The organism is Streptomyces ferrugineus, from assembly GCF_015160855.1.
GTDB lineage: Bacteria > Actinomycetota > Actinomycetes > Streptomycetales > Streptomycetaceae > Streptomyces > Streptomyces ferrugineus.
In genome coordinates, this window is sequence record NZ_CP063373.1 from 3,862,541 (window position 1) to 3,877,055 (window position 14,515).

Below are 14,515 nucleotides of genomic sequence, written 5' to 3' on the forward strand. Positions count from 1 at the left end.
AGGTCGCACGTACGTGCGACCAGTCGAACGGGGTGGGTGAGGGGCCTCTGCGGCGGGTCGGGGGTGGTTCGCCGCTCTGTCGCCGCACCCGCTGTGCAGGATCTGTGAACCACCCGGCCGGGGCGCGCAGGCACGTTGTGCGGATGCGGGGAGGGCGCCTTCACCAAACCCCCTCCCTGGGTGGCCTGAAGGCGCCTTGCTCGGTCAACTTCGAACACACCAAGGTGGGTTGCGCACTTGAGCATCAGGAGTCACAAGCGCGTTGCTTGGCCCGGGCGACCGACAAGCCCGGGGTACTGACGGGGGACTGATGCGGTGCGCGCCGCCGCCGCGATCGACTCGCGGGGGCCGGTCGCGCACCCGTCCGGCACTTCTCCCTGTGCCGCCTCTTGGTGCCTGAAGTCCCGGTGCCCGAGACAGGGATAAGGAGGGGGAATGCCGATGAGCGCGGTGAGCGCCGCCAAGCCGACGTATCCCGGCGTCTACGTCGAAGAGCTTCCCAGCAGCACCCGTACGATCTCGACCCTGACCACGTCCGTGACCGCCTTTGTGGGCCACACCCGACGCGGTCCGCTCAACGAGCCGGTACGCGTCACCAGCTTCGCGGAGTTCGAGCGCCGCTTCGGCGGCCTGAGCGCACAGAGCGCCGTCGGCTACGCCGTCCACCAGTTCTTCGGCAACGGCGGCACCGTCGCGGTGATCGTCCGCGTCGCCAAGGCCGGCAGCGGCAAGGCCGCCTGCGTCACCCTCAAGTCCACCGAGGGCCACAGCGAGGGCCCGGTCCTCGAGGTGCACGCCAAGGAGCCCGGCGTCTGGGGCAACGGCCTGCGCGTCGCCGTCGACCACGACACACCGTGCCCCGACGAAACCTTCAACCTCAGGGTCTACGACGCCAAGGGCGACGCCCGCGAGAGCTTCACCGGCCTGTCCATGGACCCGGCGAACGGCCGCTACGCGCAGACCGTGATCAACGCCGGCTCCAAGCTGATCCGCGTCGAGGTCGTCGGCGAGGGCCGCCCCGACCCGTCCGGCACCGTCTCCAAGCCCTTCGGCGACGAACTGCCCGACCTGGCCGTCGACCTGACCGTCAAGATCGGCGAGGTGGAGCGCGAGTTCACGCTCTACGACCCCGACTGCGACGGCGAAGCCCCGTGCAGCGTGGCCGAGTTGGCGCTGCTGCTGGAGCGCAAGCTGCGCGCCCTGCCCGACGCGCCCGGCAAGCACGCCTTCGCGGGCGCCGAGGTCACCGCCTTCGGCCGCCGCATCCAGGTCGTCGCGGGCTCCACCGACCCCGAGGACGTCGTCCGCTTCCTCGGCGAGTGCGCCAACGACCTCGGCCTGGAGGCCTCCGTCAACCCGCCGGTCTTCCCACTGGAGGGCGGCGAGGACGGCGAGGCCCCCGGACCGCGCGATCTCATCGGCTCCGAGGGCGACAAGTCCGGCATCCAGGCGCTGCGCGGCGTCGCCGACGTCAACCTGCTGGCGCTGCCGGAGCTCGCGGCGTACGAGAAGACCGAGGACGCCCTCACCGTCATCTCCGCCGCCCAGCGGCTGTGCGCCGAGCGCCGGATCTTCCTGCTGGTGGACGCGCCGAGCACCTGGGTCAGCGTCGACACCGCACGCGCCGGGCTCGCCGCCTTCGACGCGGTGCGCGGCAACCACGCGGGCCTGTACTTCCCGCATCTGCAGCTCACCGACCCGCTCACGGGCCGGCTGCGCTCCTTCCCGCCGTCCGGCGCGATCGCCGGCGTCATCGCCCGCACCGACTCCGAGCGCGGTGTGTGGAAGGCCCCGGCCGGCACCGAGGCGCGGCTCGCCGGTGTGCGCTCGCTCACCGTCAACCTGACCGACCGCGAGACCGGCCTGCTCAACCCGCTCGGCGTCAACTGCCTGCGCACCTTCCCGGTCACCGGCCCGGTCGTCTGGGGCGCGCGCACGCTGGAGGGCTCGGACGCGCTCGACAGCGAGTGGAAGTACGTGCCGGTGCGCCGGCTCGCGCTGCACGTCGAGGAGAGCCTCCAGCGCGGCCTGCAGTGGGTGGTCTTCGAGCCCAACGACGAGAACCTGTGGCAGCAGATCCGGCTCGCCGCCTCCTCGTACCTGCACACCCTCTTCCGCCAGGGCGCCTTCAAGGGCGGCACCCCGCGCGAGGCGTACTTCGTCAAGTGCGACAGCGACACGACGACCGCCGAGGACATCGAGAACGGCATCGTCAACGTCCTCGTCGGCATCGCACCGGTGCGGCCGGCCGAGTTCGTGATCGTCAAGATCCAGCAGACGTCCGGGCAGTTCGCGCTCTAGGCGCGGGGAATCGTGGAGAACTGAAGGAATCCGATGGCTGAGTTCACGGTCAACGCGCATCGCTTCGACCCCTACAAGAACTTCAAGTTCCTGGTCCTGTGGGACGGTCGCACGGTCGCCGGCATCAGCAAGATCAGTCCGCTCAAGCGGACGACGGAGGTCGTCAAGCACCGGCACGGCGGCGACCCGTCGTCGCCCCGCAAGTCGCCCGGCCGCTCCGAGTTCGAGGGCATCACCCTGGAACGCGGCGTCACCCACGACCCCGAGTTCGACCGCTGGGCCAACAAGGTCTGGCAGGTCGGCGCGGGCCTCGGCTCCGAGGTGTCCCTCGCCGACTTCCGCAAGGACATCGTCATCCAGGTCCTCAACGAGGCCGGCCAGGTCGCCGTCTCGCACAAGCTGTACCGGACCTGGCCGAGCGAGTACCAGGTCCTCGGCGAGATGGACGCCAACGCCAACGCGGTGGCCATCCAGTCGCTGAAGCTCGAGTGCGAGGGCTGGGAGCGGGACTACGAGGTGCCCGAGCCGGAGGAGCCCTCCTTCCTCAACCCAGCTTGAGCAGTGGGTGACTGAGGGGGGACGAGATGGCGATCACGGGGGCGGCCGAACTGCTGGCCACCTGGGAGGCGGGCCTCGCCGAGGCACCGACTTCACGCGCGCTGCTGCTGCACCGCACGGCCCGACCGGACGTCGACTCCGCGGCCCTGCCGGTCCTGCCGGTCGGGGAGCGTGAGGCCGACCTGTTCGCGCTGCGCCGCGCCCTGTTCGGGGAGCGGATGCAGGTGCGGCTGGGCTGCGCGGCGTGCGGGGAGGACATGGAGTTCGACCTGGACGCCGGGGAGTTCGCCCGGTCGCTGGGCGGACCGGGCGACTCACTCGTGCGCGTCGAACAGGACGGCTGGGACGTGGAGTTCCGGCTGCCCGGTGTCGCCGACCTGACGGCGGCGGCCCGGGCGGCGGACCCGCGCGCCGCCCTGCTCGCGCGCTGCCTGGTGACGGCGGTGCGCGACGGCGCGGCCGTGGCCGCCGCCGATCTGCCCGCCCCGGTCCAGCGCCGGATCGCCGAGGCCGTCGAGGCCGCCGACCCGGGCGCCGACGTGACGCTCAACATCGCCTGTCCCGAGTGCGGCGCGGCCACCCGGGCCGAGCTGGACATCGCCTCCTACCTGTGGACCGAACTGGACGCCTGGGCGAGGGACCTGCTGCTCGACGTCCATCTGCTCGCCACGTCGTACGGCTGGAGCGAGCCGGAGATCCTGGCGCTCAGCCCGCTGCGGCGCCGCTACTACCTGGAGCTGTGTGCGGATGTCTGACGCCGACGGGGCGCCGGTGCCCGACTTCCTCGACCGCCTGATCGCCCGGCACGCCCCGGCCGCCGCCGGTCCGCGCCCGGACGTGGTGCGGGTACGCCCCCGGCTGCCCGGCCCGTTCGAACGCATCGAGGCCGTACGCGGCACCGCACCGGAACCCGACGACGGCTCCGACCCGCTGTGGCCCGCCACCACGCCGACGCACGTACGGCCGGTCCCGGCGCCGCGTCCGGCGCCGCCCGCCGCCCGGCTGCACACGGAACGCGAGCGGACGGTCGTACGCACCGAGCGGGCCCCGGCCGACCCGGCACCGCACCCCGCCCCGAGGCCCCTGCCCGAGGCCCCGCTGCTGCGCCCCGTCACGCCGATCGCGCCCGGACCCCGGCCGGCACCGGACGCCGGGCAGCGGGCGGCGGGCCGAGGACGCTCGGAGCGGAGCGCCACCCAGAGCGCGGCGTCCGTGCCCAACCCCCCGGGCGCGGACGCCGCTACCTCCGCCGCCGTGTCAACCCCCCTGCGGCCCAGCGCCGCGGACACGGCGGCGGCCCGGGACGCCGTACGACAGGCCGCCGCCCGGCGCCCCGCGCGGGCGCCCGAGCAGGTGGTGCAGGTGCAGATCGGACGGCTGGAGGTGACGTCGGGACCGACGCCGGCCGGCGGCTCACGGCAGCGGACGCCGGCGGCGGAACGGCCGGGGGCGGCCCTGAGCCTCGCGGAGTACCTGGCGCGAGGGCGGAAGTGACATGGAGCCGCTCAGGCAGGACGAGGGCCCGCGGCACAGCGGACCGGACGACGAGACAGACCGAGGAACCGAGGAACCGACGCCATGAGCAACGCACTCGCCATCGCCCATGTCACCCAGGCCCTCGCCCTGCTGCTCGCGTCCAACGTGGGCCCGGAGTTCGACGAGGCCGTGAAGGTGGAGCCGCACAAGCCACCGACGGAGCCGCCGGACCACCCCACCCTCAACGTGTTCCTCTACCAGGTCACGCCCAACACGTCGCTGCGCAACAACGACCTGCCGACCCGGGCCGCCGACGGCACCCTGCTGAAGCGGCCGGCCGCCGCGCTGGACCTGCACTTCCTGATCAGCGCGTACGGCGACGAGACGAAACTCGTGGGACAGCGGCTGATCGGCTCCGTGGTGCGGACCCTGCACGAGATTCCGATCCTGCCGAAGGACGTCGTCGAGCAGGCGGGTGAACTGCCGCACCTCGCCGGCAGCGACCTCGCCGAGGCGGCGCAGCGGGTGCGGTTCACGCCGACCGTGATGGACATCGACGAGACGTCGAAGCTGTGGGGCATGCTCCACCAGACGCCGTACGCCCTGTCGGTGGTCTACCAGGCGGCCCTCGTCTTCATCGACGGCCGTGAGACGCCGGCGCCGGCGAAGCCGGTGGAGCGGCACACGGTGCGCGTGCTGCCGTTCGGGGCGCCCGGGGCGCCGGTGCCCCCGGGCAGCCCGGCGGAGGCGTCGCGCGACGGTGAGAGCGAGCCCGTCCCCGCCGAGAGCGGGACTTCGGCTTCGGCAGAAGGGCAGGCCCGGAAGGCGCTCGGGAAGGCGCCCGCCAAGTCGGTCGCGAAGGCGCCCGCGAAGACTTCGGCCAAGGCGCCCGCCAAGTCTGCGGCCAAGGCGCCTGCGAATGCCGCCGCGAAGACGCCTGCCCGCGCCCGGAAGGAAGCGCAGTCCGGCAAGGCGGCGCAGTCGGCCAAGCCCGCGCGTGGCGCGGCCAAGAGCACGGGTGCCGTGCCCCCTTCGGACGCGTCACCGGGCTCCACCCCGGCGGGTGGCCCCGAGGGCGCGGAGAGCTGAGGCGGTATGGGGACGACGGGGGAAGGCGAGGACATGGGGACGCAGCGGACGGGCACCGCGAACGCACCGGGCGGCAGCCCGACGCTGACCGCGGAGATCCGGCGCGTCCTGGCCCGTGTCGACGCCCACGCGGCGCGCGTGGCCACACCGGGCACGGCAGCGCGGCCCGAGGACGGCTCCCGCGACCGTGACACGGCCGTGGACCACGTGCAGGACCCGGCGGCCCCCGCGACCGCGCCCCTCGACGCGCTCGTCACCTGCTTCGGTCTCACGGCCTTCGAACGCGACGTCGTCCTCCTCACCGCCGCCTACGAACTGGACCCCACGACCGCCGCCCGGTGCGCCGCCGCCAGCGGTGACCCGGAGCGGGCGTACCCCACCTTCTCGCTCGCCCTGGCCGCCCTCGCCGAACCGCACTGGAGCGCCCTCACCCCCGTGGCACCGCTGCGGCGCTGGCGCGTCGTGGAACTGGACGACGCGTCACGCCTCACCCTGTCCCGGCTGCGGCTCGACGAACGCATCCTGCACTTCCTGCTCGGCTCGCCCTACCTGGACGCCCGGTTGCACGGCCAGTTGCGCCGAACCCCGGTGCCGGAGGAACTGCCGCCGTCGTACGACCTGGCCGCGAACCGGGTCGCCGCCGGCTGGACCACCGCCGCGCGCCCGGACGCGCCGCTGCTCGTCGAGGTGGTCGGCGGCGATCTGCAGAGCCGGGCCGAGATCGCCGCCGCGGCGGCCGCGCGGTCCGGGCTCGGGCTGTACGCGATGAGCGCCGAGGACATCCCCACCGACGCGGCGGAGCGCGACCTGCTCGCCCGACTGTGGCAGCGCGAGGCGATCCTGCTGCCCGCCGCGCTGCTCGTGGAGGTCGCCGAGCTCGACCGTGACCAGCAGGCGGCCACCGAGGCGTTCCTGACCGGGGCCGCCGTTCCCGTCGTCGTGTCCAGCGGCGATCCGCGGCAGTCGGACCGGCCGCACGGCGAGCGGGTGACCGTGCCGCGCCTGGACGACGAGGAGCAACTCGGCCTGTGGGAGGGCGCGTTCCGGGACGTCGTCGACATCGGGGAGGGTGAACTGCGCTCGCTGATCGCACAGTTCCAGCTGCCGCCGCACGTCGTACGGTCCGCCGCGGCCGCCGTACGCCGTGATCTGCCCGGCGAGGACGAGCTCGACGCCGCCGGACTCGCCTGGCGGGCCGGACTGAACGAGGCCCGGATCGGGATGGACGAACTGGGCCGCCGTATCGAGCCCGAGGCAGGCTGGGACGATCTCGTCCTGCACGAGCGGCAGACGAGCGTGCTGCGGGAGATCGTCGCGCATGTGCGGCAGCGGGCCACCGTCCACCAGGAGTGGGGGTTCGCGGCGACGCTGCGGCGCGGCCTCGGCGTCACGGCCCTGTTCGCGGGCGGCTCCGGCACGGGCAAGACCCTGGCAGCCGAGGTCATGGCCAAGGAACTGGGCCTGGACCTGTTCATCATCGACCTGTCGCAGGTGGTCAGCAAGTACATCGGCGAGACGGAGAAGAACCTCCGCAGGGTCTTCGACGCCGCCGAACGCGGCGGCGCGCTCCTGCTCTTCGACGAGGCCGACGCGCTGTTCGGCAAGCGCAGCGAGGTGAAGGACAGCCATGACCGGTACGCCAACCTCGAGGTCAGCTATCTGCTGATGCGGATGGAGGCCTACCGGGGCCTCGCCATCCTCACCACCAACATGAAGAAGGCCCTGGACACGGCCTTCATGCGCCGTATCCGCTTCGTCGTCGACTTCCCGTTCCCGGCCGAGCACGAGCGCGCGGAGATCTGGCGGCGGGTGCTGCCGCCGCAGGCCCCGGTCAAGGACATCGATCCGCAGCTGCTCGCCCAACTGACCGTCGCGGGCGGCTCGATCCGCAACATCGCCCTGTCCGGCGCGTTCCTCGCCGCCGAGGAGAACGACCGGCTGCAGATGCGGCACATGCTCGCTGCGGCCCGCACCGAATACGCCAAGCTGGAACGCCCCTTGACGCCGACGGAGGTCCGCGGATGGGTGTGAACGGGCCACATCGGCAGAGCCCGGCCGGTCGTCCCGAGCCGCGCGAGATCCGCGTCGACATCGGCGAGCTGGTCCTGGACGGCTTCGGCCCGTCCGTGGACCCCGGCCGCGTATCGGCGTCGTTCGAGCGGGAGTTGACCCGTCTCGTACGGGAACACGGGGTGCCGCTCGCCGCGGACGGCGCCGTGACGGTGGACGAGCTGTCGGGACTGCCCCCGATGCCCGCCGGGTTGTCCGCGCGCCGCCTCGGCCAGGAGCTGGCCCGCGCCGTGCACGCGGGGCTCTCGGGCCGTGGGGAGGTGACGCGATGACGACCTCCGCCGCTCAGGACTCCCAGGCGGCCGAGCAGGCCGCCGCCGACCGCCGCCGCAAACGCAAGGAGCGCGCGGCGAAGAACCGCGCACCCGAGCCGAAGAACATCGTCAGCGGGGCCGGACAGCCGCTGGACGCCGGTGTGCGCCGGGAGCTGGAGGAGCAGCTCGGCCACGACCTGGGCTCCGTACGCCTGCACACCGACCGCGACGCGGCCGCCCTCACCGGCATGCTGGGCGCGGACGCGGTGGCGGTGGGCCGGGACATCTTCTTCGGCGAGGGCCAGTACCAGCCGGGCACGGAGCAGGGCCGCGCCCTGCTCGCCCATGAGCTGCTGCACACCATCCAACAGCCCTTCACCAGCGGCCCGTTGACGGCGGGCCGCGATCTGGGCCAGGTCAGCGCGCCGCACGAGGCGGCCGAGCGCGCCGCCGAGGACACCGCCCAGGCCGTGGCGCGCGGTGAGCAAGTACCCGAGATCGCCCCGGAGGCCCACACCCCGGCGTGGATGCGGTACACCACCGTCCACGCCGACCGCAATCGGCTCGAGCACCTCGACCCCGCCACGCTGGTCGACCGCCTCGCCAACACGGTCGTCCGGTCGCTGCGCACCGACCCGACGGACAGCACGCAGCGCGTCCGCGCCGCCCTGGCCCCGCTCTCGGAGGAGCTTCAGGAGCGCGTACTGGACCGCCTGGAGCACCGGCTGCTCACCTCCGAGCACGACTTCGTGGTGGACCTGGTCACGGAGATCGACGAGGACGGCCGGGCGGAGAGCGAGGCCACCGCCCGACAGCGCGGCCTGCTCGCACCGGAGGTCGAGGAGGACACCGCCGAGGACGTACACGCGGAGCGGGAGAAGGAGCAGGAAGCCGCCCAGGAGGAACAGCGGCGCGCCGAGCGGACGGGGCCCGCGCCCGGCCCCGAGAAGCAGTCCGTGGACGGGACCGGGGCGAGGGACACCGCTCCCGCCGCGGGCAGTACGCCGGAGAACACCGCCGGCACCGTGCCGCAGGGCGGCACTCCGGGTGCGGACGCCGGGAAGGCCGAGGACGAGAAGAAGTCCGACCCGCGGACGGGTGGGGACGCGTCCAGCCCCAAGGGGGATGGCGAGCAGCCCATGTCGCCCGCCGCGCAGTCGGAACAGCAGCAGGCCGGGGCCGGCGGGACGGGCGGTGCGCAGGCGCAGGCGGCCGGGAAGCAGGGCGAGAAGGCAGGCGCCGGTGCCGAGCAGAGCGGACAGCAGGGGCAGGGGCAGCAGGGGCAGCAGCAGGACAAGGAGAAGCAGGGCGGCGGGAAGGACGACGACCGGGCCGGGGCGAAGCAGGCCGAGGAGAAGGCCAAGGAGGAAGCCGGCCAGGAGGAGGCGGCGGGCCCGCGCGCCGAGGACGAGGCCGCCGCCAAGGCCCGCGAGAGCGCGGCCGCTGCCGAGGCGGCCAAGCGGGACGAGCCGGGCCGCGACGAGGGCATTCCCACGGAGGCCGGCAAGGACCAGGGGTTCCCCGGCCGCACGAGCACGCTGGACGGGGCCCGCGCCCAGGACCAGGAGGGCGAGGAGGAACAGGAGGAGTCCGCCGGCCAGGGCGGTGACTCCGAGGTGGAGGTCGGTGGCGGGGAGGAGAGCGCCTGGGACATCAAACTCAGGCCGGAGGACTTCCTTCCCGAGCAGGACCTCGATGTGTCGAACGTTCCGACCTCCGACCAGATCGATGAGTCCGCCGCGAACTCCGCCCCGCCCACCCCCACCTTTCCCGCCCCGCCGCCGACCAGGGCCGACAAGGTCCGGGCGCAGCGCGAGCAGGAGGACGCGGAGGACGCCGAGCGCGAGGCGGCGGCGGAGAAGGAAGACCCGGGCACCGACGACTCCCCGCCCGTGCCGGGCGCCGAGGAGGAGGCGGCGGAGCAGTCGCGTCGTACGGAGAGCGAGCTCGACCCCGAGGAGAAGAACGAGCCGAAGCCCGCCCCGGGCGTCGCCTCCAAGGACCCCAAGCAGGGCGACGACCCCAAGGCGGGCCCGGCCGCGGCCGAGGCCAACGTCCAGGAGGCCAAGGACCGTTCGAAGGAGACGGGCGGCGATACGGCGGAGCAGGCCGCCAAGGAGGAGAAGGGCACGCCCGCCGCGGGCGGCCCCGGCGACAAGTCCTCGGGCGGCGGCGAGAAGGGCTCCGCGCAGGCCCGCTCCGACACCTCGGCCACCGCGTCCCCGTCGGACACGGCAAAGAAGGGTGCCGAGGGCGAGAAGGCGGCCTCCGACGAGGGCGCCACGGGAGCGTCGAAGGCCGAGGAGTCCCCCGGTCCGCAGGAGTCGAAGGGGCCCAAGGAGCAGGGTGGCAGCGGCACTTCGGACGGCTCCGCGTCCGGCGCCCGGACGACCGACTCCGAGAGCTCGGCCGAAACCGGGGCGACCCCGTCCTCCGGCTCGACTTCCAGCCCGCCTTCCGGTGGAGCCACCTCTTCCTCTTCCTCTTCCCCTTCCCATTCCTCGGACACCGGAGGCTCAGCCTCGCCTACGGAGTCCCGCTCCTCTGCCCGTACGGAGAAGCCGAGCCCGAGGGCGCAGGAACCGCGCACGGAGAAGCCGCAGGAGCGGGCTCCGCAACCGGAGAGCAGGGCGGAGACCAAGGCCGACGCCGGGGGCGAATCCGGCTCACGGCCCGCTCCTGCGGCGGCACGCGGTGGCGGCGGCGGTGGCGGGGCGGCCTCGAAGAGCAGCTCCAGGGGCGGGGGCAAGGGCTCCGCCGCCAAGGGGAAGAAGGCGTCCAAGGCGGCGCCGGACCTCTCCGGTGTCTCCCCTGAGGAGGGCCTTTCCACCGCGTCGAACCTCAAGCCGCACCAGGCCGTCGAGGCGATGGACAGTGTCGGCGGCGCCGTCGACAAGGACGTCGGCAAGGAACACAAGCAACTGGCGGCCAAGCCGCCCGCCATGGACCGCCCCTCCGGCGCGCCGCGGACCCTGCACGGCAAGCCGGACGCCGAGGAAGCCGCGCAGTACAACCAGGACAAGGCCCAGCGCGCCGAGGACGCCAAGGACGAGAAGGCCGAGGTCAAGGGCGAGAAGAAGCCTGAGGGCAAGATCGAGGCCGAGGAGATGGAGGAGCCCGACTTCTTCGACCAGGTCGGGATGATGGTCGGTTACGCCATCGGTGGGATCGGCGACTGGCTCGGCTTCGATGTGACGGCGGAGGACCTGGCCGCGCAGTTCGCCGGGATGCCCACCAAGGACGAGGCCATGAAGGAGGCGCAGAACGGCACCGCGCCGGGCGTCGACATGAAGGGCCAGGCCGACGACAAGGCCACGGAGCAGGGCGGCAACACCGACGACAAGAGCCAGGAGGCCGCCGAGACCGGCGCCGACGACGCCGGTCGCAAGATGGGCGAGGACCAGGTCTATCCGGACGCGCCGAAGGAACGGCTCGAAGGGAAGGTGCCGGCCGAGCAGGGCGGCAAGGCGCGCGTCGGCGGTGGCGGTGCGGGCACCGGTGCCGTACCTCCCGAGGCGGCCTCGGAAGTGGCCGAGCACGAGCGCAAGCCGCAGTTCAAGAAGGCGCTCAGCGACGGCCGCCAGGACATGGGCAAGGGCCGGGAGAAGAAGAACCAGGACACCCGCACGTCCCAGGAGAAGCACAAGCGGCAGGTCGACAAGGAAGTCCAGTCCAACACCAAGGAGCAGACGGGCAAGCGCGAGGGCGTCCTGACGGACGTCGACAAGCAGCGCTCCGACTGGACCAAGGAGCAGGACGAAGAGCTCAAGAAGCTCGGCACGAAGAAGTCCGACCGTGAGAAGAAGGTCCGCGACGACGTCAAGAAGGAAGAGGAGGACACCGACAAGGACGTCGGCAAGCAGAAGGAGACCAGCGACAAGGAGGTCAAGGACAAGGGCGACAAGGCCGAGGAGGACGCGGAGAAGAAAAAAGACGAGAACGTCAACGACTCCAAGGGCTGGCTGTCCAAGACGCTCGAATGGATCAAAGAGAAGTTCATCGAGCTGCGGGACAAGGTCGTCCAGATCATCAAGGACGCCCGTGAAGCGATCGTCGAGGCGCTGAAGAACTTCAAGGAGACGGTCGAGGGCTGGATCAACGCGGCCCGCGAGGGCATCGTCGAGATGATCAAGCAGTTCATCGAGGACCTGATCGAGTTCGTCGTGTCCTTGGTGGAAGCGGTCATCGAGATCGCCCGCCGCATACGCAAGTTCATCACGGACCTGATCAACGCGGCGCTCGCGCTCGTCAACAAGCTCGCCGCGATGCTGAAGCAGATCATGAAGGATCTGCTGGAGTCCATCGCGAAGCTTCTCAGCGACATCCTGAACGTCCTGAAGAAGATGCTCCTCGACGTCCTGAAGGCCTGCAAGGACGCCCTCAAGGCGGTCCTCGACTTCGCGACGAAGTTCATCGCCGCCTTCGGCGAGTTCATGATGATCCTGGTCGACATCCTCTCCGATCCCGGCGGATGGCTGAGCGGCGCGAAGAACTCCGCGTTCGACGGTGCGAAGAACCACCTCTTCAACGAGGTCAAGAGCGCCGTGAAGCAGTGGTTCAACGACAAGGTCAAGGAGATCACCGGCCTGACCGAAGCCGTCTGGAACAAGCTCATGAAGGGCGGCTGGACCCTAGAGAAGATCGCCAAGGAGGTGTGGGACGCGATCGTCCCCCAACTCCCCTTCATCATCGGCGAGATCGTCATCACAAAGGTCCTCGCGAAGCTGATCCCCGGCGCCGGCTGGGGCGCGGCCATCCTGGAGGCCATCCAGGCGGCGATCGGCTCACTGGGCGAGATCCTCAAGGCCATCGGCGCGGTCATCACCTGGCTGAAGTCGGTACGCCAGGGCGGCGCGGGCGTCCTCTTCGCGAAGGCGATAGCGGCGGGCATCGTGGTCCTGCTCGAAATGGCCTACGAGCTGATCCTCAGCGGCATCGGCAAGTACGTGTCGAAGGTGGGCAGGCGGCTGAAGGGCGTGGCCGCGAACCTGGGCAAGGACAAGGCCGGCGGCACGGACAAGGGCAAGGACGGGCAGGGCGGGGACGACAAGGGCGGCGACAAGGGCGCGCCGACGTCGACGCCTCCCAAGACACAGACGTCCACGACACCCCCCATGACGCAGACGTCAACGACGCCGCCCGGGAAGAAGTCCGAGGCCACACCGGACAAGCCGAAGGATCAGGACGGTCCGGCGAAGCCGAAGGATCAGGCAGGTCCGGGCAAGCCGAAAGACCAGGCCCCTCCCGCCAAGCCCAAGGACCAGGCTGGCCCCACCAAGCCGACGGACAAGGACGCTCAGGGCACGTCCACCAAGCCCATCAACAAGAACAATAAGAACAACAAGAACGAAGGAAACGACAAGACTCCCAGCAACAACTCCACCAAGCCCACCGCTCCTACCACCAAGGACAAGAACGGCAACCCCAAGAACAAGGACCGGGAGTCGGACAGCGACAAGTCGGACACGAAGCCGACCCCGACCCCCAAGCCGAAACCGAAGCCTCAGCCCAAGCCCAAGCCGGAAACCGACAAGGACAAGACCGATCCGGACGGCTCGGGCAAGAAAGATACGGAGAGTAACAGTAACAAGGACAAGGATCCCGACAGTAACAAGGACAAGAACGGAGACGGCTCGAGTAGGAAGGACTCCGACAACAACGGCAGCAAGGACAAGGACGGGGGCAGCAGCAAGAAGGACCCTGACGGCAAGGGGGACAAGGACAAGGGGGACGACAAGGACGGAAAGAAGGACGACGACACACCCGGCAGGCCGAAGAGCGACAAGGCCAAGAAGGACAGGGACGACGAAGAGAACTCCGACATAGAAAAGTCGAAGCGACTTGCCCTGATCGTCGCCAGAATCAGGCCGATCATCAAACGGAACACGAAGCACGGCATGCCCGACGGAGAATTTCGTGCCCTGCTCACAAGGCTTCGCCTGCACTATCGCCTAAAGCGGCTTTACGGCGTGGGCTCTCCACGAATGATGCTGTACGCCGGGCTCAGCCCCGCAACACCCTTCGAACCTCAGTATGAGGAACGGCCGAACGACCAAGAAGGTGAGCTGGAGCCGGGCGCAGAGGGAGCAGGCACAACCAACCATGACAATCCGCCGGCCAAGGAAGAACCGCCGGTCAAAAAGGATCAACTGCTTCATGCGTTCCAGAACGGCAACAAGTACACCGGAATAGTCGAAAAGGTAGGTAAAACCAAATTCTCATTTTACGGACATGGGAAGGATGGAGCTCTCAGTAAGTGGATACCCCACAAGAGCGCCCCGTCGGAATGGAAGAAGAATAGCAGTCTCAAGTTCTGGCAGAAGGTGTGGGATTATCAATTCGGAAAGGACTTCGACGCGATACGCAGTCTGTCCCTCTGGCCGAGGTATGACCATGCCCGGCAGACACTCAACTATCGGAAGCGCGGAGAGTTCGACAATGAGCCCGGCCACGACTGGCATCACATCCACGAGCGCAGGACTGGAGGGCAGAATTCAGTAGCGAACTTGGCGCTCGCTCCGAGAATGCTGAATCAGCGTAAGAAGACAAACCGCCACAATAACTTCGTCGACTGGTTCGAAGACCCTCGACACGGATTCTTCCATGGTCGGATCTTCAACGGAGAATCTGTTCTGGAATATCTGGACGGAAAGCCGAGATCGCTGTATGAAAAGTGGGGTCGATGGTGTCTTGATGACTTCAACTTGACCATTCAAACTGTCGACGATGGCCGTGGTCCGTTCCAGGAACTGGTTTAGCTCACTCCG

General features: G+C 70.4%; 8 protein-coding genes. All 8 read left to right on the forward strand.

Going from position 1 to position 14,515, the window contains the following annotated elements; all coding sequences use genetic code 11:
• The first annotated feature begins 435 nt into the window (after window positions 1-435).
• The 8 genes from IM697_RS17635 to IM697_RS17670 all read left to right on the forward strand — a co-directional run bounded on the left by IM697_RS17635 (window position 436) and on the right by IM697_RS17670 (window position 14,506).
• Window positions 436-2,301, forward strand: coding sequence for a phage tail sheath subtilisin-like domain-containing protein (locus tag IM697_RS17635; protein WP_194048639.1), 1,866 nt, complete (start codon window positions 436-438; stop codon window positions 2,299-2,301).
• A gap of 33 nt (window positions 2,302-2,334) precedes the next feature.
• Window positions 2,335-2,859 carry a phage tail protein gene (locus IM697_RS17640; protein WP_016434446.1) on the forward strand — a complete coding sequence of 175 codons (525 nt, stop codon included), beginning with the start codon at window positions 2,335-2,337 and terminating at the stop codon, window positions 2,857-2,859.
• Window positions 2,860-2,885: 26 nt separating this feature from the next.
• On the forward strand, window positions 2,886-3,614 hold the full coding sequence (locus tag IM697_RS17645) for a T4 family baseplate hub assembly chaperone (protein WP_194048640.1): 729 nt from the start codon (window positions 2,886-2,888) through the stop codon (window positions 3,612-3,614).
• On the forward strand, window positions 3,607-4,353 hold the full coding sequence (locus IM697_RS17650) for a hypothetical protein (protein WP_194048641.1): 747 nt from the start codon (window positions 3,607-3,609) through the stop codon (window positions 4,351-4,353). The genes IM697_RS17645 and IM697_RS17650 overlap by 8 nt, the downstream gene beginning before the upstream one ends.
• Before the next feature lie 84 nt (window positions 4,354-4,437).
• Window positions 4,438-5,424: a Pvc16 family protein gene (locus tag IM697_RS17655; RefSeq protein WP_194048642.1), complete on the forward strand. Its 987-nt coding sequence runs from the start codon at window positions 4,438-4,440 to the stop codon at window positions 5,422-5,424.
• Window positions 5,425-5,457: 33 nt separating this feature from the next.
• Window positions 5,458-7,455, forward strand: a complete 1,998-nt coding sequence (locus IM697_RS17660) for an ATP-binding protein (RefSeq protein WP_194048643.1) — start codon at window positions 5,458-5,460, stop codon at window positions 7,453-7,455.
• Entirely contained in the window at window positions 7,446-7,766 is a 321-nt protein-coding gene (locus tag IM697_RS17665) for a hypothetical protein (protein ID WP_194048644.1), read from the forward strand. The genes IM697_RS17660 and IM697_RS17665 overlap by 10 nt, the downstream gene beginning before the upstream one ends.
• Window positions 7,763-14,506 carry an eCIS core domain-containing protein gene (locus IM697_RS17670; protein WP_194048645.1) on the forward strand — a complete coding sequence of 2,248 codons (6,744 nt, stop codon included), beginning with the start codon at window positions 7,763-7,765 and terminating at the stop codon, window positions 14,504-14,506. The genes IM697_RS17665 and IM697_RS17670 overlap by 4 nt, the downstream gene beginning before the upstream one ends.
• The last annotated feature ends 9 nt before the right edge of the window (window positions 14,507-14,515 follow it).

Coding starts and splice junctions, on each gene's coding strand:
- IM697_RS17635 (WP_194048639.1), top strand. CDS start 436: ATGCCGATGAGCGCGGTGAGCGCCGCCAAGCCGACGTATCCCGGCGTC.
- IM697_RS17645 (WP_194048640.1), top strand. CDS start 2,886: ATGGCGATCACGGGGGCGGCCGAACTGCTGGCCACCTGGGAGGCGGGC.
- IM697_RS17655 (WP_194048642.1), top strand. CDS start 4,438: ATGAGCAACGCACTCGCCATCGCCCATGTCACCCAGGCCCTCGCCCTG.
- IM697_RS17660 (WP_194048643.1), top strand. CDS start 5,458: ATGGGGACGCAGCGGACGGGCACCGCGAACGCACCGGGCGGCAGCCCG.
- IM697_RS17640 (WP_016434446.1), top strand. CDS start 2,335: ATGGCTGAGTTCACGGTCAACGCGCATCGCTTCGACCCCTACAAGAAC.
- IM697_RS17650 (WP_194048641.1), top strand. CDS start 3,607: ATGTCTGACGCCGACGGGGCGCCGGTGCCCGACTTCCTCGACCGCCTG.
- IM697_RS17670 (WP_194048645.1), top strand. CDS start 7,763: ATGACGACCTCCGCCGCTCAGGACTCCCAGGCGGCCGAGCAGGCCGCC.
- IM697_RS17665 (WP_194048644.1), top strand. CDS start 7,446: ATGGGTGTGAACGGGCCACATCGGCAGAGCCCGGCCGGTCGTCCCGAG.